Origin of the sequence: Collinsella sp. LCP19S3_D5 (assembly GCF_052121415.1) — a bacterium.
Taxonomy (GTDB): domain Bacteria; phylum Actinomycetota; class Coriobacteriia; order Coriobacteriales; family Coriobacteriaceae; genus Collinsella.
This window is the reverse complement of record NZ_JBQKEH010000017.1, coordinates 1-17,959: the sequence shown is the minus strand read 5'-3', so window position 1 is coordinate 17,959 and position 17,959 is coordinate 1. Positions and strand designations below refer to the sequence as shown.

The following is a 17,959-nucleotide window of genomic DNA, read 5'->3' as shown; positions in this document are numbered from 1 at the left end:
CGTCACGGCCCCGGCGCCTCCATCAAAGAGCACGCCTATATATACCGATCTCCGAAAACCGCATGTCACTCCGGATCAAACGACATGTCGCCCGAACCGACCTTAAAACGATACGTGGCAGACTTATCGCCGTTATCGAATTCATGATTCAAAATGGTCTCGCCATCGTAGCCAAGCGGAAGGAAATCGCTCTCGAAGTCGCCGCTGCCCACGGTAAGGCTCGCCTTAAAGCCCGTCGAGTTCGGAACCGTCATCTCCACATCGCCCGAGGCCACGCTCACGTCCATCGACTTCGCGGGGGCCTGGTAGAGCTCGAACGTCGCATCGCCCAAACTGACCTCAGCATTCAGAGTGTCGGTCACGGCGCCCGCAAACGCGACGTCTCCCGAATCCAATGTCAAATCAAAGTCGTGGCACGCAATGTCCGCGACCGTCAGGTCTCCCAACCCCACGTTTGCCGTAATACCCATCATGTTATCGGCAAGCTCACGCGGCAGTTCAATGGTGACCTTACGGTCATGGGCGCGCTCGTCATCGCAGTCGAACTGGCTAATCTTGAGTGTAGAGCCCTCGATCTTGACCAGATTCTGAGTGGCGGCATCGGAAGCAGACACCCCCTTTGCAACGTGCCCGCTTTCGATGACACGTACCGGTCCGTCAGAGACACGTTTAACCTCGACCGTCCCCGACGTCACACCCAAGTCGAGCGATTGGAACGCGTCTTCGTCAAAGGTCGCACTCGAAAGCTGCTGAGGCCGAGCGGAATAGTTACCGCTGTTCAAGGAATCGTCCTCTTCAAACATATCGTCAAAATCAGACAAATGGCCAGATAGAATACCGGTCGTACGCACCATATCGGAATGAGCCAATAGCCGCGAAATGCCAAAGACAAGCCCAATGATGAGCACAAACGCTCCGACGCCAACGCCCAAGCGTACCTTGGATTCATGCGAAAGCTTCATCATTCATCACCCTCTTTGGCAATCGGCTCAGCGGTGGTCGCGGTAGCCACGTCAGTATCAACCGCAGCGGAAACATTCCGAGCCCTAGCCGTCACCGATGCCGGACCAACCTGAATATCACCGCGCGCCCAATCGCCATCGAGCGCACGCGCCACCCAGTGATAGATGGGAATCGTAAAGAATATCAGCGCGGCAAAAGGGCCGGCGCCAAACGGGAACATCAGCAAAAAGAACAGTAGCAGCACACGGCCCAATACGGGAACGACTGGAACGGGCCCTTCGCCGGAGTCGATCCAACTGTACCGCCACTCGTCGCCTGCGCCGTAGCGGCGTTGGCGGCCTGCGCACTCCAGCTTGCCGCTTGTGCCGCCTTGGCCGCAGCATCACTCGCCTGCGTTGCCGCCTCGGTGGCGCGTGCCGCCGCCTCATGGGTGCGGGCGCGCTCCGCGGCCTCGGCCTCGCGCTGACGGGCGCGGTCCTCGTTCTCAAACTCGATATCATCCTCGATCTCGTCGCTCGGATTGAGGAGCTCGTCCAGGCTCACGCCATAGAGTTTGGCGAGCGAGATCAGGTTCTCGGTATCGGGCGAGCTCTCCGTGCGCTCCCATTTACTGACCGCCTGGCGCGACAGCCCCAGCTTTCGCGCCAGCCCTTCTTGGCTAAAGCCTTTGCTGCGGCGAAGGTCGGCGAGCCGCTGCGCAGTTTCTACATTCATGGTTCCTCCTATGTGATGCCAGCCGTGCCGCCGGACCGTTTTTGTTCTTAAGGCGCCTTGCACAGTTAAAAATCTATCCGCCACCGCCAAAAGCATGCCACCTATTCTAGTGAGATTTTTGACAACCGGCGGTTGCGGGTGCATGTGAGCTGCGGAAATGTGTCCAAACAAAGCAATGGCACCTAGCCCGGTTGTCCCCGTTGCGGCGTTAACGGTAGTATGGTCGTACTGTTAATTCCGCACCGCCAACGGAGGGAGTTCCGCGCCGTGAACCGCGATTTCGCCTCATCGCTCATCCAGCTCAACAACACGTTCTATCGCGAGCACTCCGCCTCCTTTTCCGATACGCGTCAGGCCCCGTGGCCCGGCTGGGTACGCACCATGGACATCGCGCTCGGGCAGCTCGACGTCGCCAGGATCGAGCATCCCGTCCGCGTCTTCGATCTCGCCTGCGGCAATATGCGATTCGAGAACTTTGCCGCCGGCGGCGCACTTGCCGCCAAGGGCGTCGGCGGCGCAAACTCCTCGGCAGACGCCAGCTGCCCGTTTGAGTTCTATGGCGTCGACTCGTGCCAAGACCTGGCTATCGATGCGCACGGTCACGCCCTGCGCATTCCCAACCTGCACTTCCAGGAACTCGACGTGCTCGACGCCCTCATGAAGCTCAACCCCGCCGAGACTCCCGACGTGCTTTTCGACGCCCCGCTCGCCGATATCTCGGTCTGCTTTGGCTTTATGCACCACGTGCCGTCGTGCGAATACCGCGTACGCGTGCTCGACGCCCTGGTGCGCCAGACGCGCCCGGGCGGCATCATCGCCATTAGCTTTTGGGAGTTTATGAACGACGAGCGCATGGCGCGCAAGGCCGTTCGAGCCGAGGCCCGCGCCGAGCTCACCCCGCCGTTTGAGGGTTACGATTCCGCGCAGTTTGAAGCCGGCGACCACCTCATTGGCTGGCAAAACGACCGCCACGCCTACCGCTATTGCCATCACTTTGACGATCAGCAGATCACCGACCTGGTGCGCGGCGTGCGCACGTTCTACAAGAGCGGCGAGGTCCCCGTACGCGAGCTTGAGCGCTTCCATGCCGACGGTCGCAGTTGCGAGCTCAACCGCTACGTGATTCTCAAGCGCCTGTAGGCGCCGACGACTCGCCGTCGAGCCGCACTGCATCTTTCGGGCAAGCTATGCCTACCCTTTTTTCAACCCATTGATGGAGCGCGCAGCTATGCGTTCCATACTTATGACCAAGGAGCCTCATGGGAGCCGTCCACGTTCGCACGCCTAAGAACTTTGTGCTCGAAGAGCGCCTGGAGCGCTACGCCGATGCGATTGAGACGAACCCTGAAATCTATGCCGGAGATTGGCGCGAGGCCTGTGCGCCCGCAGGCAGCAAGTCTTTCGAACACCTTCACCTGGATCTTGGCTGCGGCAAGGGAACGTACCTTGTAGAGCGCGCGGCCCACGAGCCAAACACGCTCTTTATCGGCATGGACCAGGAGCCCATCTGCATCGCCTATGCCGCACAGAAAATCTGCGAGCAGGAACTGACCAACGCACTCGTCCTGCCCCGAGGCGCCGCATCGTTGCCGCAGCTGTTTGCCACAGGCGAGCTCGATGCCATCACCATCAACTTTCCCACGCCGCAGCCTAAGGCCAAGTACGCCAAAAAACGACTCGTCCATGTCGACCATCTGATGCTCTACCGCCCGCTTTTTTCAGCCGGCGCCACCGTCACGCTGCGCACCGACAGCAAGCCATTGCGTGACTACGCCCTGGGGCAGTTTGCCGCGGCCGGCTACGACACACTTTGGGTAAGTGACGACGTTCGCCGCGACCATCCCGAGCATCCCGAGACCGAATACGAGCGCCGCACGCGCGAGATGGGTGCCGCCGTCTATGGCATTTGCGTCACTCCCGACGCGCTGCCCAGCGACGAACAGCTCACGGCGGGCCGCGCGCAGGAGCAAAGCCTTGCGTGCTACCTGCCCGACAATCTCGATGAGCTCACCTACGTGCCCCTCGGCATGGAAGAGGCCGTCGAGAACTTTAAAAACCGCGCCCGCAAGGGCAAGAAGCGCTTACCGCAGGAGTCCCAGGGGCCTCTGATGGTCGCGGCTTCGGCAAACAAGCGCAAATAGGCGCCAGCAAACGACCCTCAAATCTAAGTGAGTAGACTTTTTTGCAATAGCCAAGCACAACCCGCATAACCAATACTAAAACCGCAGGTAGAGCCTTTGCGCAAAAGCCATGTGGTCGCGATATTGCAAAAAGTCTACTCACTTAGCTGGCAACTGCACCAAACAGCTGGGCAGAACGCCCATTTCCTGCATTTTCTTGCCTGCGAACGCATCGATGCGACGCTACGCCATAATAGTTGGCGGACAATCGCGAGAGAAAGCAAACACATGGCACAGACCACGACAGATACCGCCACCAGCACCGTCTCCGGTGCCGGCGCCGCCAGCTCGTTCTCGGGCGGCACGGGAACCGAAGCCGAGTTTGGCTCGCTCGGCGCGCTCTCTCCCACCTGGTGGGAGCCCGAGGACGGCAGCGAGCCCGAACCATGGCTCACGCCCGATCAGGCCTTCGAACGCTTCTTTGAATGGACGAGCGACCGTGGCATTGAGCTGTGGGATCACCAAGAAGAGGCCCTCATGGACCTGGCCGCCGGCGATCACGTCATTTTAGGCACACCGACCGGATCGGGTAAATCGCTCGTCGCGCTGGGCATGCTCTTTATGGGCATGGCTCAGGGCAAGCGCTGCTATTACACGGCCCCCATCAAAGCCCTGGTCAGCGAAAAGTTCTTCGACCTGGTACAGGTACTCGGCCGCGATAACGTCGGCATGATCACCGGCGATACGCATATCAATACCAAGGCGCCCGTCATCTGCTGCACGGCCGAAATCCTTGCCAACGATGCGCTGCGCGAGGGCGAGGGCGCCGACGTGGGCTGCGTGGCCATGGACGAGTTCCACTACTTTGCCGACCCCGACCGCGGCTGGGCCTGGCAGGTACCGCTGCTCACCCTGCCCCACACGCAGTTTATGCTCATGAGCGCCACGCTCGGCGATGTCACCGTCATCGCCGCCTCGCTCGAGGAGCACACCGGCGCTGCTTGCGACTTGGTTGTCGATGCCCCGCGTCCTGTTCCGCTGAGCTACGACTATGTGACGACCTCCCTCGAGGGCACGGTCGAGCTCGCCATGCGCCGTGGCGAGGCCCCGCTCTATATCGTGCACTTTAGCCAGGATGCCGCCCTTGCGACGGCACAGTCGCTCGCCAATTTTGGCATCGCCAGCAAGGAGCAGCGCGAAGCCATCAAAGAAGCGGCAAAGGGAACGAGCTTCTCCACGGCCTTTGGCAAGATTCTCAAGCGCCTGCTTGGATGCGGCGTCGGCGTGCACCATGCTGGCATGTTGCCGCGCTATCGCCTGCTGGTCGAGCGCTTGGCGCAGCAGGGCCTACTGCCCGTCATTTGCGGCACCGACACACTCGGCGTCGGCATCAACGTACCCATCCACACCGTGGTGCTCACTGCGCTCACCAAGTTCGATGGTTACAAAATGCGTCGTCTGCGCGCCCGCGAGTTCCATCAAATTGCCGGTCGCGCCGGTCGCTCGGGCTTCGATACCGAGGGCATGGTAATCGCCGAGGCACCTGAGCACGAGATCGAGAATGCCAAGCTTATGGCCAAGGCGGGCGACGACCCCAAAAAACTCCGTAAGATTAAAAAGAAAAAGGCCCCCGAGGGCTTTGTCTCCTGGAACAAGCAAACTTTTGAGCGCCTGATCGAGACGCCACCCGAAACACTCAAGCCACGCCTGCGCATCACGCACTCTATGGTGATTAGTGTGGTCGAGCAGGGCGGCAATGCCCGAGCCCGCGTACATGACCTCATCGAGACAAGCCTGCAGACCCCCGAAGAGAAGGCCAAGCTTGAGGTTCGCGCCGACGAGATCTTCGCCACGCTCATCGACTCCGGCGTCGTCGTGCGCACCGAGGTGCCGCCCGCACCCGACGCTCCGGCTGACGCCGCGCCGGATATCGACTACGCGCTGACGGTCGACCTGCCCGAGGACTTTGCGCTCGACCAGCCGCTCTCGCCGTTTTTGCTTGCCGCGCTGGAGCTGCTCGACCCCGAAAGTGAGACCTATACCATGGACCTCATCTCGATGGTCGAGGCCACGCTCGAGGACCCCAAGCAGGTATTGCGTGCACAGGAGCGCGCCGCACGCGATCGCGCTATGGCCGAGATGAAGGCCGACGGCATCGAGTATGAGGAACGCTTGGAGCGCATTCAAGACGTCACGTACGAAAAGCCGCTCGAGGATTTGCTCGACGCCGCTTTTGACAAGTACTGCCAGGAAGTGCCCTGGGCAAACGACTACCAGCTCTCTCCCAAGAGTGTCCTGCGCGATATGCTGGAAAGCGCGAGCGATTTTAAGGGTTACATTCAAAAGCTCGGCATCGCCCGCTCCGAGGGCATTTTGCTTCGCTACCTGGCAGAGGCCTACCGTTCGCTCGACCGCACCGTACCTATCGAGAAGCGCGACGAGCGCCTGCGCGACATTATCTCGTGGCTGGGCTTTGTGGTGCGCTCGGTGGACTCGAGCCTGGTGGACGAGTGGGAGAACGCCGGCAACCCGGCAGCCCTCGATGCCGCGCCGCCACAGGGCATCGACGAGGTCGTGGCGGACCGCCGCGGCTGCACGCTGCTGGTGCGCAATGCGCTCTTCCGCCGCGTGACCCTTGCCGCCCGTGAGCACGTTCGCGACCTGGGCGAGCTCGACGACGACTGGGGCATGAGCGAGATCCGCTGGCAAAAGGCCCTCGATGCCTACCATGAGCAGCACGAGGAAATCCTCACCGACGGAGACGCCCGCAGCGCCGCGATGTTTTCCATCGATGAGTCCGACGAGAAAACCGCGCACGTATGGCACGTGCACCAGATCTTTGCCGACGAGGACGGCGACCACGACTTTGGCATCATGGGCGATGTCGATCTGGACGCCACGCAAGACGGCGGTGAAGTCATCTTCAAAAACTACCGCGTCGGCTTTATCGAAGACCTGCTCGAGGACTAGTCGAACATATTGGAACGAAACGAAGCGGGGCCGTTGGCAATATCGCCAGCGGCCCCGTTTTTGCACTATACGCTATGCCTTACTCGGTATCCTCGACCTCATACGAATCCGCCTCGGCTGGCTCATCGTTTGTCTCTGGCGCAGCCCCGCGCGCCTCGTCAAACGCCGCCTTCATGGTCTTGTTGCCCCACGTGAGCTTGCGAATGGTAAGATCGTCGGCCTTCTTGTTGGCTAGGCGCAGATTGTTCTCGGAGGACAGCAATGCCTCCTTGGTTTTCTGCAGATGGCTAATCGTCTTGTCGATCTCATCGATTGCCGTTTGGAACTTGCGGCTCGCGATCTCGTAGTTGCGACCGAAATCATTCTTGAACTTCTCCATCTTGGCTTCGAAGTTCGTGACGTCGATATTCTGCTGTTTGTACTCCGCTAGCTCCTGTTTATAGCGCAGTGAGCCCATGGCGGCGTTGCGAAGGAGCGTGATCATGGGAATGAAAAACTGCGGGCGAATCACGTACATCTTCTCGTAGCGATAGCTCACGTCGACTATCCCTACGTTATAGAGCTCGCTCTCGGGCTCGAGCAGCGTGCAGAGCACCGCGTACTCACAGCCTTTCTGGCGACGATCGTGATCGAGTTTCTTAAAGAAGTCCTCGTTTTTATGCTTGGTCGCGGTCTCGTCGTTCTCGTTTTTCATCTCGAACATAATCGAAATGACCTCGTTGCCGCTCGCGTCGCACTCGCGGAAGATAAAGTCGCCCTTGGTACCCTCGGACGCATCGTTATCCTTCTCGAAGTACGCGTTGGGAAATGCCGTCATGCGCAGACGGTTAAACTCGGTTTCGCAATGCTGCTCGAGCGACTCGCCCACCATCTTGGTGGACAGACGGACCTTCATGTCCTTAAGGCGCTCGATCTCTTCATCCTTGTAGCGAATCAGGTCATCGCTCGCGCGCTTGGCCTGCGCAAGCTCGAGCTCGTGTGCCGCCTTGGCCTGTTCCTCGCGAGAATCGCGCACCGCCAGCTCGCTCGTCAGTTTGGCACGCGCCTCATCGCGCTCTCGCTCCGCCGCGGCGACCGCCTTCGACAGCTCCATTTTTGCAGAAAGTTCTTGCTCACGAAGCTGTGCACGAAGGCCCTCGGCCTCGCGCTCAGACTGAGCCTTTGCGGCGGAAAACCTCTCTTGTACCTTCGCGCGATAGTCAGCAAGCGCGCGTTCGGCCTCGCTGCGAGCGGCATCGAGCTCACGCTGCGACTCTGCCGCGGCAGCGGCAAGCGCCATCACCTGGGCCTTGTCCGCCGCGGCAAGCCTGGCCTGCAGCTCGGCAATCTGAGCATCACGTGCAGCTAAATCGTTTTGAGCAGCATTGCGCGCCGCCGACTCGACGAGCTTGGCTTCGTCATCTTTGCGCTCCAGCTGCGCACGCAAATTGTCGATCTCGCGCTGGAGTTCAGCATTCTCCTTTTGAGCGTTGGCTCGTGCCTCTACCGCCGCGCGCTGGCTTGCACTCTCGCGCTCTGCGGCAGCGCCCTCGAGCTTGGCGCGCAGCTCGGCAAGCTCGGCATCGCGCTTGGCAACCTCTTGTGCCAGCTGTTGAGCTGCAGCGTTCTTCTGCTCGGTAAGCTGAGCGTTGCGCTGGGACTCTGCCTTTTGCAAGGCAGCCATCGAACGCGAGCGCTCAAGCTCCAGCGCTTGCTCGCCCTCGCGCTGGACCGCCTTCACACGCTCATCCAGGTCGCGCGAAAACTCGGCATTGCGCACTTGCTTGACGATATCCGCATAGCCGGATGCATCGACCTTAAATACTTCGCCACAATGCGGGCACTTAATCTCGTTCATAGCAGCTCCTCGATGGACGCAAATTTCAACCGCCTACACTCTACCGCGCCGCACGGACAAAAAAGACGCCGCCATAATGGCAACGGCGCCAGAACCACCACAAAGGTGCCCGTCCCCTTTGTGGCGTTTTGTGTGACGGTTCGAGAATTACAGTCCAAAGAAGCCTAGGATTTGGTCACGGCTTACGGGCTTGTACTCGTTGGCATCGAGGCCGACATCGTAGCGAAAGATAGGACGTTCGCGATCGCGGTTGCGCGTATTGGTGCGGTCTCCCCTGCTGTGGATATGCCCGTGCAGCATGATGGCGCCACGTGCCTTGCCATTCCAGCTGAGCATGGGGTAGTGGCTCATAACCAGACGATGACCCTTGGCATAGCCGGGGGCAATCTCCAGGTAATCACGCACGTCTTCCCAAATCTGCGGCACGTCGGGATCTTCCCAGTCGCCGTCATGGTTACCACGGATGAGCGTCACGTTCTGGCATTCGATGCGCTCGCGCAGGCGCACGGCATCCGCTAGGGGTAGACGATAGGTAAAGTCGCCCAGAATATAGAGGCGGTCGTCCGCAGCCACGCACTCATTGATGACATCGATGACCTTGCGGTTCATCTCCTCAACCGAGCCAAACGGTCGGTCCATGTCGTGCAAGATATTCGTATCGCCCAGGTGCAGGTCGGCGGTAAACCACATCATCGTCTCAGTCCTCATTTCGCAACGCGTCCAACTCGTGCTAAGTATACAGACGCAGCGATGCGGCAGTTACCCAAAGAGCCCGCCAAACAGTCCGCGACGGCGCTTGTCTATTTATTCGTACCTTTACCCTGGGCGTTCTTATCCTTTTGCTTTTTGCGATCCTGCTCCAGTTCATCGTCGTCGAGTAGCATATCCCACTCAAACGAATCGTCCGTCAAATCGAACAGGTCATCGTCATCAAACATGGCAGCCTCCCTTACCGATTAGCGGGCATCCACCACATAGAGCCCAACGCGCACCTGGTGCCACGGGCTACGCTCGGGGGCAACCTGCTGCACGCGGGCCTCAAATACGTCCTCATGGCCGTAATACATCATCAAGGACAGCGGACCGACCTCGTTTCCCGGAACATAGCCAAGCTTGGTGTTGCCGTAGTAGATCGCAACCGCCTCGGGATCATGGGGATTATCGCGCTCGGCGCACAGCGTCAGTTTATCGCCCACTTTAAGATCTCCTAGGACCAAAGCGCCGTCGGCATACTGAAATCCCGCAATGTGAAACGACAGAAGAACACGTGAAGGCTCGTACATAGCAACTCCCCTAACGGCCGGATAAACCGGCGTTTAACCTTGCCGAGAAGTCTACGGGTCCGTGCGGACACAAATTCATCCTGTCTGCGCCTTTTCGACCGTTTGTCCCTATGTCATCTGATTCTAATGCACAAACATGCGCACGAATTTGTGCTTCCAGTTTGCGTAAGGGGCATAGCGGAATGGCACGTCCAGCCACGTTGCCTTGTTCACGATGCTCTTCTTGTGGCTAAACGTATCGAAGCTCTCGCGTCCATGGTACTGCCCCATACCGCTCGCTCCCATGCCGCCAAAGCCCATATGGCTCGTAGCCAGATGCATGATCGTGTCGTTGACGCAACCGCCACCAAAGGGCACGTAACGCACAAAGCGCTGCTGAACCTCACGGTCCTGGCTAAAGATATACAGGGCCAGCGGCGTCGGACGATCCGTAATAAACGTCTCGGCCTCGTCTAGGCTCTCAAACGTCAGCACCGGCAAGATGGGGCCGAAAATCTCCTCCTGCATCACGGCGTCATCGGGGGCCACGCCGTCCAAAATTGTCGGCTCAATCTTGAGCGAAGCCTCGCGCGCAGCACCTCCAAGCACGACCTTATCGGGATCGATTAGCCCATGCACGCGCGCAAAATGCTTGGCATTGACGATATGCCCGTAATCCTCGTTGTCGAGCGGATGCTCGCCAAACATACGGCGCGCCTCTTCCTTGATGAGGCCCAGCAACTCGTCGTGCACACGCGCATCGACCAGCAGGTAGTCGGGCGCCACACAGGTCTGCCCCACGTTGAGCCATTTACCAAAGGCGATACGCCGTGCCGCAACCTTCAAGTTTGCCGTCGCATCCACGATGCAGGGACTCTTTCCACCCAGCTCAAGCGTCACGGGCGTAAGGTTTTTACTTGCGCGCTCCATGACGAGCTTGCCGACCGGAACGCTACCGGTAAAGAAGATCTTGTCCCAGCACTCATCGAGCAGCGCTTCGTTCTCGGCGCGCCCGCCCTCGACAACTGTCACCAGGCACGGATCAAATACCTCTTCGCAGATCTGTTTGAGCACCGCACTCGATGCCGGAGCATAGGCGCTCGGCTTGATGACCACAGTATTGCCCGCGGCAAGGGCGCCGGCGAGCGGCTCGAGCGTTAGCAAAAACGGGTAGTTCCACGGGGCCATGATGAGCGTGACGCCATAGGGCACGGCTTGCGTTTTGCACACACTCACGGCGTTGGCAAGGTCGCACGGACGCAGGCGCGGACGACTCCATCGAGCCACATGTGCGATCTGATGACGAATCTCGGAAAGCGACGTGCCGATCTCGCACATATACGCCTCGTCATGCGACTTTCCCAAATCGGTCTTGAGCGCATGGGCAATATCGGCCTCATGGGCCCGCACCGCATCGCGTAAACTCACGAGCGCACGACGTCGAGCATCGACATCAAACGTGGCGTGCGTCTTAAAGTAGACGCGCTGGTCTCCGACGCTGCGCGCAATTTCCTCGGTGTTCATGGACCCTCCTAGTTCTCGCCCTCAAACATACCACCCGCGACGACCTCGTACATGCGCATCAGCTCCAAACGGTCCTTCAAAAGTGGAACGGGGTACAGCGGATTGGCCTCAGCATCGGCATGCGCCGCCATCTCGGGAATGTCGGAGCGGCGAATGCCCGTCACATATTTGGGAATGTCCAAGGCGGCGTTCATTCGATCGACCCAATCTATAAAGGCCTCGACGGCATGCGTCAGGGCGTCCATGCCCGTCTGCCCCGTAATGGAGGCGGGCAGACCTCGCGTGAACTCGGGGTCGTGCACCGCAAAGCGCGGGATAAGCACAAAGTCGTTAATGGGGTACTTGTAGTGCGTCTCGTCATCGGTGATAACCGCCGCGAGCGTGACTTCGCTTCCCGTACCGGCGGTAGTGGAAACCGCAATAAGCAGCAGCAGGAGACGGTGGACGCGCAGCAGGCCGCGCATCTTGTTGATGGGCTTGTTTGGCTGCGCGATGCGTGCTCCCATGCCCTTGGCACAGTCCATGGCCGAGCCACCGCCAAAGCCGATAATGGCCTGGCAGGCGCTCTCTCAGCATGCTCCAGAATGCGTGGCTCGGTATAGGGCAGCACCGGCAATGCGATGCGAAAAACCGTTTGATACGTTCGGCACCAGGCGCAGCGGGCTAGATGCATAAAGGAAACTCCCTCATTTGTTGATTGGTCAACATTTGTTCGCCCGATTGTACTCATCAGAGGTCGCAGGCGGCCTGCCAATCGTTAATCAATCAACATCCTCATCTCTCAAAATTGTTTTATCAAAAATCATTCCTAATAGGCTTCACATTTTGTTGCATTTATGGATAATAGAACTCGTCAAGACGCACGTCCGGAGAGGGCCCTTACGGGATCGGACAAGCGCCCCATCGCCATCCATCGAAAGGATCGAATCATGAAATTTGTTTGCCCCGTTTGCGGTTATGTGGAAGAGTTCGACGGCGACCAGCTGCCCGAGGATTTTAAGTGCCCCCAGTGCGGCGTTCCCGGTTCTCGTTTCCTGAAGCAGGAGGAGGGCAAGCTCGAGTGGGCTGCCGAGCACGTCGTGGGCGTCGCCAAGATGGAGGGCGTCTCCGAGGACATCGTTGCCGACCTGCGCGCCAACTTTGAGGGCGAGTGCTCTGAGGTCGGTATGTACCTGGCCATGGCTCGTGTCGCCCATCGCGAGGGCTATCCCGAGATCGGCCTATACTGGGAGAAGGCTGCCCACGAGGAGGCCGAGCACGCCGCCAAGTTCGCCGAGCTCCTGGGCGAGGTCGTGACCGACTCCACCAAGAAGAACCTCGAGATGCGCGTTGAGGCCGAGAACGGCGCCACCGCCGGCAAGACCGATCTTGCCAAGCGCGCCAAGGCCGCTGGCCTCGATGCCATCCACGACACCGTGCACGAGATGGCTCGCGACGAGGCCCGCCACGGCAAGGCTTTCGCCGGCCTGCTCAAGCGCTACTTTGGCTAAGCCAACCGCCTGAGAGATAATCTCTAACTTTAAAGGGCCCGAACCGCATGGTTCGGGCTTTTTTCGTGTCTCATGAACTCGTTAACGCCCTGAAATAGGGCCACTTTCGGCATCGACTTCTCGTCAAAAACTAAGTGAGTAGACTTTTTGGAACTTGCCGAGCAGACCATCCATATTGCTCTATAAAGCCGCAGGTAAATGACTTGTTGCAAAACGGCCCGGTCGCCATCACGCCAAAAGTCTACTCACTTAGATCCGCGCCGCCCACGATCGAGCTGTTTTGTGTCCAATGGACATCTTTCCGTCGATTACTCCCAAATTTGTCCAGTCAACGAATAGTTCAGACCGGAGTAATGCCTCAGCCCTTTGCTCATCCGAGCTTTTATAGCGATATTCAACATCGAGCATCCTGCATACGGCCTTAACGATCGCACGAAATCTATCCTCATCGGATATCTGTCCGTGTGTCAGGAGAAGCACGTCGTAGCCCATGGCTTGAAGCGCCGTCATGCGGTCAGCGTCACGCAAGCCATCCCCCGCGCGCCCGTGCGAGGCCTTTCCTTGACATTCAATGGCCACCTGTCGCCTCCCGTCCGGCGAAGAAAGGAGTAGGTCGATATATACGCGGGTCTTTCCTACAATCGCTCGAGCACTTGTGCTTAGCATCACTTTGACATTGAGCTCTATGCCGCAAAACCCTTCACCTCCCAGGGCTCGCGGCAGTCCAAGCAACAAATACGCCTCGACCTCAAAAGGCGAAGCGGCACCCAATGGAACGAGATGCGATACCGCCATAAATCGATTGCCGTAACGCATCCCGCAAACATCTGAACAAAAACGGTCAAGGTCCCCATCCAAAACCAAAGCGTCGCGACGCCACAAATTTGAGGCGGCGCCGCCCTCGGACGGGCAGCGCACCCAACCCAACGTTGTCGAAATCGTACCCGAATCAATTGCACGCGAAAGCTCCGCCTCAAGTGGCGCCGGCAGGGCACATACCGCAAACAAGCCGCACATCTCCGACAATACCAGAAGAAGCTGGAGATCCGTCAGATGTCGAGACATGATAAATGCCGTCAGTAGAGGAGACGTGACCAAAAATCCATGCTCCGTTTCCAGCACGGATTCCCTGGGGAGTTCACCAAGAAACAGCCGGTGCCTAATGTTGGCAGGGCAAGTCCGTTTGTTTCTCGTCCGAACCAATGTATACAACGGAAAACCGAGCGCGACCGCAGCCGTCGGGTTGCGGACGAGGTCATATCGCTGCCGGTCTTCATCCGGCCGCGGAAGCGGAGGACACAAAGCGCGGACTTGAGGGGGCAAACGCCAGTACCTAAAAGCCGATATGTCACAAAGTAGATCCTTCATAGGCACAGGAAAGCACGAATTTCAACCCAGTCGGCCTCTCATTGGCGCGAACGCACCAAAAATGGCGCCGAACGAACTGCAAAGTTTTCAACAGCCCTCCCCAATTGGCCAAAAGCTTACCGAGAACTGGACGAAGCCCTGTTGAAAACCCCTTTTTTCTCATGCGGAAGCTTTGCGCGGCAAGTGAGTAGACTTTTTGGGACATCCCGAGCAGACCGATGATCCCACTTCTCAAAACCACAGGTAGATAGCTTGTTACAAAACTGTCTGGTCGCCAAAGTGCCAAAAGTCTACTCACTTAGGTTACAGAGTGCCCCATTAGCTGCGATTCCAGGGTATTAAGCACCTCCGGACTCAGGTCGTCATACTGGACAAGAATTTGAGCTGAGTTTTCAGGGACAGATGCGCCATCGGCACACCAATAACAGTTACTGATATCGATAAAAGGGATGCTCGAGCGCGTGAGGGCCTGCGCAAAAGAGCTTCCGCCCGTTCCCCGCTCCGCAACCACGGTGCAGTAAAGACCTGCGTCTGCATGCTCGATCGAAACCTCTCCTGCCGGAAACGCATTCCGTACAAGCGCCGCCAGGCCATCACGCGCCTCACGAGCACGAACGCGCACGCGGTTCACATGTCGCTCGTAATCGCCCGATTCCAGCAAACGAGCCAAAGCGACCTGGTCGACAGAGCTCACCGACGAGGCGTAGAAACCAAGGTTGCACCTAAACCGCTCCATCAGCTCATCGGGCAACACCATGTACGCTAGACGCAACGCCGATGAAAGGCTCTTCGAAAACGTGTTGGTGTAGATGACCGATTGAGCGGCATCGATCGAAGCAAGCGCGGGAATCGGCTTGCCGGCCAGACGTAACTCGCAATCAAAGTCATCTTCGATGAGATATCGACCTGGTCGCTCGGCGGCCCAGCTCAGCAGCGCATAGCGACGCGCAATGCTCGTCACAAGGCCGGTCGGATACTGATGGGACGGCATCAGGTGAAGGACATCGGTCCCCGTTTTCTGCAGAGCGCTCAAGTCTACGCCCTCATCATCCAACGGGATATGTCGAACTTTGCAACCCATAGCCTGATAGATGCGCGTCAGGCGCAAATAGCCCGGGTCCTCAACGGCATACACCTTGTCGGCGCCAAGCAACTGAACCAACATGGTATCGAGCAGCTGGGCGCCTGCTCCGATAACAACGTTGTTGGGGTCGACATTCATACCCCTTGTCCCGCGCAGATGGTGGGCAATTGCGCGTCGTAGCCGAGTGGTGCCCTGTGCCGGCGCGGTCGAAAAGATTTCGCGCTCGTCTTCGGATGCCAGCGTCGCCCGCAGCGCGCTTTGCCAAAGCCGCGCCGCCTCCAAAGCAGAAGGAGAAAGCGCATCGATCGCTCGACCTGTCCGTTGACATCATGCGCGCCGGAACCCGCAGAGATGGCATCCCGGTCGATACCCTCTGCAGTCGAAGCCAAAACCGGTGCATCCGGAAGCTTGCAAGCGTAGTAGCCACGACGCGGCATTGAGCAAATATAGCCCTCGGCAAGTAACTGGCTATATGCATTCTCGATGGTAATGACACTGATTCCCAGATGATTGGCAAAGGCGCGCTTAGACGGAAGATGCTCCCCCGCCGCAATGCGTCCAGCAACGATATCATCTCGAATTTGCTGGTAAATATACTCATAGAGCGATGCGTCGCCGCGTTTTTCCAAATTGTAGTCAAGCATGAGTTTGTCACCTGACCTTATTGAGTTATTCAATCTGGTATTAGTCTGGCCTTATTATTATCTCGAAAACTGAGTATTTCGCCATACCCAGCTCCCCGATAGGATGTTCCGTCAAGCAATGCACATGCCAACCAAGGGAGCAACCATGGCAGAACAGACCAGCAAGGCAGATCGCGTCAAACTCAATCGCGAGCTCGCGCAGATGCTCAAGGGCGGCGTCATCATGGACGTCACCACGCCCGAGCAGGCACGTATCGCCGAAGAGGCGGGGGCCTGCGCCGTCATGGCACTCGAGCGCATCCCGGCCGACATCCGTGCCGCAGGCGGCGTCTCGCGCATGAGCGACCCCAAGATGATCAAGGGTATCCAAGAGGCCGTCTCCATCCCCGTTATGGCCAAGTGCCGCATCGGCCACATTGTCGAGGCGCAGGTCCTGCAGGCCATCGAGATCGATTACATCGACGAGTCCGAGGTTCTCTCCCCTGCCGACGACGTCTATCACATCGACAAGACCCAGTTTGACGTGCCGTTTGTCTGCGGTGCCCGCGATCTGGGCGAGGCACTGCGCCGTGTTGCCGAGGGCGCCACGATGATTCGCACCAAGGGTGAGCCGGGTACGGGCGATGTCGTCCAGGCCGTGCGTCACATGCGCAAGATCCAAAAGCAGATCCGCGACGTTGTTGCCCTGCGCGATGACGAGCTCTTTGAGGCAGCCAAGCAACTGCAGGTTCCGGTCGAGCTGGTGCGCGAGGTCCACGCCACGGGCAAGCTTCCCGTCGTGAACTTTGCCGCCGGCGGCGTAGCGACCCCCGCCGACGCCGCGCTGATGATGCAGCTGGGCGCCGAGGGCGTCTTTGTGGGATCGGGCATCTTTAAGAGCGGCAACCCGGCCAAGCGCGCCGCCGCCATCGTCAAGGCCGTGGCAAACTTCACCGATGCCAAACTCATTGCCGAGCTTTCGGAGGACCTGGGCGAGGCCATGGTGGGCATCAACGCCGACGAGATCGAGATTATCATGGAAGAGCGCGGGCGCTAGTCCGGCAGACAGGATCGCCCATGAGCGATTATGCAGACCAAACGGTCGCCGTGCTGGCGGTCCAAGGCGCTTTTGCCGAGCACGAAGCAAGACTATCCGAGCTGGGCGCACACTGTATTGAGCTGAGGCAGGCGGCCGATTTGCAGCAGAACATTGACCGTCTGGTACTTCCCGGCGGCGAGTCCACCGTTCAGGGCAAGCTACTTGCCGAACTCGATATGCTCGAGGATCTTCGTATCCGCATTGTTGAAGGCATGCCTGTACTGGGAACTTGTGCCGGTCTGATTCTGTTGGCGCGCGACCTTGCCGCCCACGATGACAAGGGAACACCGCGCTTGGCAACCATGGATATACTCGTTGAGCGCAATGCCTATGGCAGGCAGCTCGGCAGTTTTCGCACCAAGGGGCAGGTAGGCGGTATCGACGGTGAAGTGCCGTTAACGTTTATCCGTGCACCCCGCATCGTCGAGGTGCACGGCAATGCCAAGGCCTTAGCGAAAGTCGACGGACGAATCATCGCCGCGCGCCAGGGCAACCAGCTCGGCGTAACCTTCCACCCCGAACTCGATGAAGACACCCGTCTCCACGAACTGTTCCTACAAATGTAGGCATCGAAATCAATAAACGAAACGCGAGTGGATAATCTCCCGCTTTAAGCTTGGGTGCAGGCTCAAACCGGGAGATTATCCACTCTCATGCTATGTAGTCGTTGGGGACGTTCTCAACGACTAGTCAAACAAGAACGTCCCCAACGACTACATTGCGATAGACGGCCACGTTTGACCAGATAATACCGACCAAAATAAACCTGTCCCTTTTTGGCAGGTTTGGATCAAGGCAACGCCGATGTTTTGGCAACGACAGACACTATGACCCAATCCGAGGGCACTAAAAAGATAGGAGCCCCCGCTCGTGACCGCGGGTCGGGGCTGCGACAATGATGTTGA

Annotated in this window: 17 protein-coding genes and 1 pseudogene; 6 read left to right on the top strand and 12 right to left on the bottom strand. The window is 58.6% G+C overall.

The genetic code is table 11. The annotated features are described in order from the left end of the window. Window positions 1–65: 65 nt before the first annotated feature. Genes ACTQXO_RS07545 through ACTQXO_RS07535 form a run of 3 tightly spaced genes read right to left on the bottom strand, consistent with a single transcriptional unit; the run spans window position 66 to window position 1,677 of the window. Window positions 66–962, bottom strand: coding sequence for a DUF4097 family beta strand repeat-containing protein (locus ACTQXO_RS07545; protein WP_441032831.1), 897 nt, complete (start codon window positions 960–962; stop codon window positions 66–68). Next, window positions 962–1,207 (bottom strand): hypothetical protein, encoded by a 246-nt coding sequence (locus ACTQXO_RS07540; RefSeq protein WP_441032834.1) that lies wholly within the window; start codon window positions 1,205–1,207, stop codon window positions 962–964. The genes ACTQXO_RS07545 and ACTQXO_RS07540 overlap by 1 nt, the downstream gene beginning before the upstream one ends. Further along, on the bottom strand, window positions 1,183–1,677 hold the full coding sequence (locus ACTQXO_RS07535) for a helix-turn-helix domain-containing protein (protein ID WP_441032837.1): 495 nt from the start codon (window positions 1,675–1,677) through the stop codon (window positions 1,183–1,185). Before ACTQXO_RS07535 ends, ACTQXO_RS07540 begins: the two co-directional genes overlap by 25 nt. Window positions 1,678–1,944: 267 nt before the next feature. On the opposite strand from ACTQXO_RS07535, the gene ACTQXO_RS07530 reads away from it, so the two are divergent. From ACTQXO_RS07530 to ACTQXO_RS07520, 3 genes are all read left to right on the top strand, one after another. Continuing rightward, window positions 1,945–2,817, top strand: a complete 873-nt coding sequence (locus ACTQXO_RS07530) for a class I SAM-dependent methyltransferase (protein WP_441545591.1) — start codon at window positions 1,945–1,947, stop codon at window positions 2,815–2,817. Window positions 2,818–2,936: 119 nt separating this feature from the next. Beyond that, window positions 2,937–3,818, top strand: coding sequence for a tRNA (guanine(46)-N(7))-methyltransferase TrmB (gene trmB, locus ACTQXO_RS07525; protein WP_441032843.1), 882 nt, complete (start codon window positions 2,937–2,939; stop codon window positions 3,816–3,818). 267 nt (window positions 3,819–4,085) lie between these two features. Beyond that, window positions 4,086–6,767, top strand: coding sequence for a DEAD/DEAH box helicase (locus ACTQXO_RS07520; RefSeq protein WP_441032846.1), 2,682 nt, complete (start codon window positions 4,086–4,088; stop codon window positions 6,765–6,767). A 79-nt stretch (window positions 6,768–6,846) separates the two neighbouring features. Here the strand turns inward: ACTQXO_RS07520 and ACTQXO_RS07515 are convergent, their stop codons facing one another. The 6 genes and pseudogenes from ACTQXO_RS07515 to ACTQXO_RS07490 all read right to left on the bottom strand — a co-directional run. After that, window positions 6,847–8,604 carry a DUF2130 domain-containing protein gene (locus ACTQXO_RS07515; RefSeq protein ID WP_441032849.1) on the bottom strand — a complete coding sequence of 586 codons (1,758 nt, stop codon included), beginning with the start codon at window positions 8,602–8,604 and terminating at the stop codon, window positions 6,847–6,849. Between the two features lie 147 nt (window positions 8,605–8,751). Next, window positions 8,752–9,297, bottom strand: coding sequence for a metallophosphoesterase (locus tag ACTQXO_RS07510; RefSeq protein ID WP_441038956.1), 546 nt, complete (start codon window positions 9,295–9,297; stop codon window positions 8,752–8,754). A gap of 107 nt (window positions 9,298–9,404) precedes the next feature. Continuing rightward, window positions 9,405–9,542 (bottom strand): hypothetical protein, encoded by a 138-nt coding sequence (locus ACTQXO_RS07505; RefSeq protein ID WP_427719590.1) that lies wholly within the window; start codon window positions 9,540–9,542, stop codon window positions 9,405–9,407. Between the two features lie 18 nt (window positions 9,543–9,560). Beyond that, on the bottom strand, window positions 9,561–9,887 hold the full coding sequence (locus ACTQXO_RS07500; RefSeq protein ID WP_055250700.1) for an HIRAN domain-containing protein: 327 nt from the start codon (window positions 9,885–9,887) through the stop codon (window positions 9,561–9,563). 123 nt (window positions 9,888–10,010) lie between these two features. Next, a complete protein-coding gene (locus tag ACTQXO_RS07495) occupies window positions 10,011–11,390 on the bottom strand; it encodes an aldehyde dehydrogenase (RefSeq protein ID WP_441032854.1) in 1,380 nt (459 codons plus the stop codon). 8 nt (window positions 11,391–11,398) lie between these two features. Beyond that, window positions 11,399–11,944 (bottom strand): annotated as a pseudogene (locus ACTQXO_RS07490) (iron-containing alcohol dehydrogenase); the annotation flags it as partial. Window positions 11,945–12,319: 375 nt separating this feature from the next. On the opposite strand from ACTQXO_RS07490, the gene ACTQXO_RS07485 reads away from it, so the two are divergent. Continuing rightward, window positions 12,320–12,880 carry a ferritin family protein gene (locus tag ACTQXO_RS07485; protein WP_154517090.1) on the top strand — a complete coding sequence of 187 codons (561 nt, stop codon included), beginning with the start codon at window positions 12,320–12,322 and terminating at the stop codon, window positions 12,878–12,880. A 249-nt stretch (window positions 12,881–13,129) separates the two neighbouring features. Here ACTQXO_RS07485 and ACTQXO_RS07480 read toward each other — a convergent pair whose 3' ends face one another. The 3 genes from ACTQXO_RS07480 to ACTQXO_RS07470 form a co-directional block, all read right to left on the bottom strand. Further along, a complete protein-coding gene (locus tag ACTQXO_RS07480) occupies window positions 13,130–14,002 on the bottom strand; it encodes a hypothetical protein (protein WP_441032857.1) in 873 nt (290 codons plus the stop codon). Between the two features lie 544 nt (window positions 14,003–14,546). Then, window positions 14,547–15,548: a MocR-like pyridoxine biosynthesis transcription factor PdxR gene (gene pdxR, locus ACTQXO_RS07475; protein ID WP_441038962.1), complete on the bottom strand. Its 1,002-nt coding sequence runs from the start codon at window positions 15,546–15,548 to the stop codon at window positions 14,547–14,549. After that, window positions 15,467–15,976 carry a GntR family transcriptional regulator gene (locus tag ACTQXO_RS07470; protein ID WP_441032860.1) on the bottom strand — a complete coding sequence of 170 codons (510 nt, stop codon included), beginning with the start codon at window positions 15,974–15,976 and terminating at the stop codon, window positions 15,467–15,469. The genes pdxR and ACTQXO_RS07470 overlap by 82 nt, the downstream gene beginning before the upstream one ends. 145 nt (window positions 15,977–16,121) lie before the next feature. Between ACTQXO_RS07470 and pdxS the strand changes: the two genes are divergently transcribed. After that, a complete protein-coding gene (pdxS, locus tag ACTQXO_RS07465) occupies window positions 16,122–17,012 on the top strand; it encodes a pyridoxal 5'-phosphate synthase lyase subunit PdxS (RefSeq protein WP_154517081.1) in 891 nt (296 codons plus the stop codon). Between the two features lie 20 nt (window positions 17,013–17,032). Next, window positions 17,033–17,620: a pyridoxal 5'-phosphate synthase glutaminase subunit PdxT gene (gene pdxT / locus ACTQXO_RS07460; protein ID WP_441032864.1), complete on the top strand. Its 588-nt coding sequence runs from the start codon at window positions 17,033–17,035 to the stop codon at window positions 17,618–17,620. Window positions 17,621–17,959 lie beyond the last annotated feature (339 nt).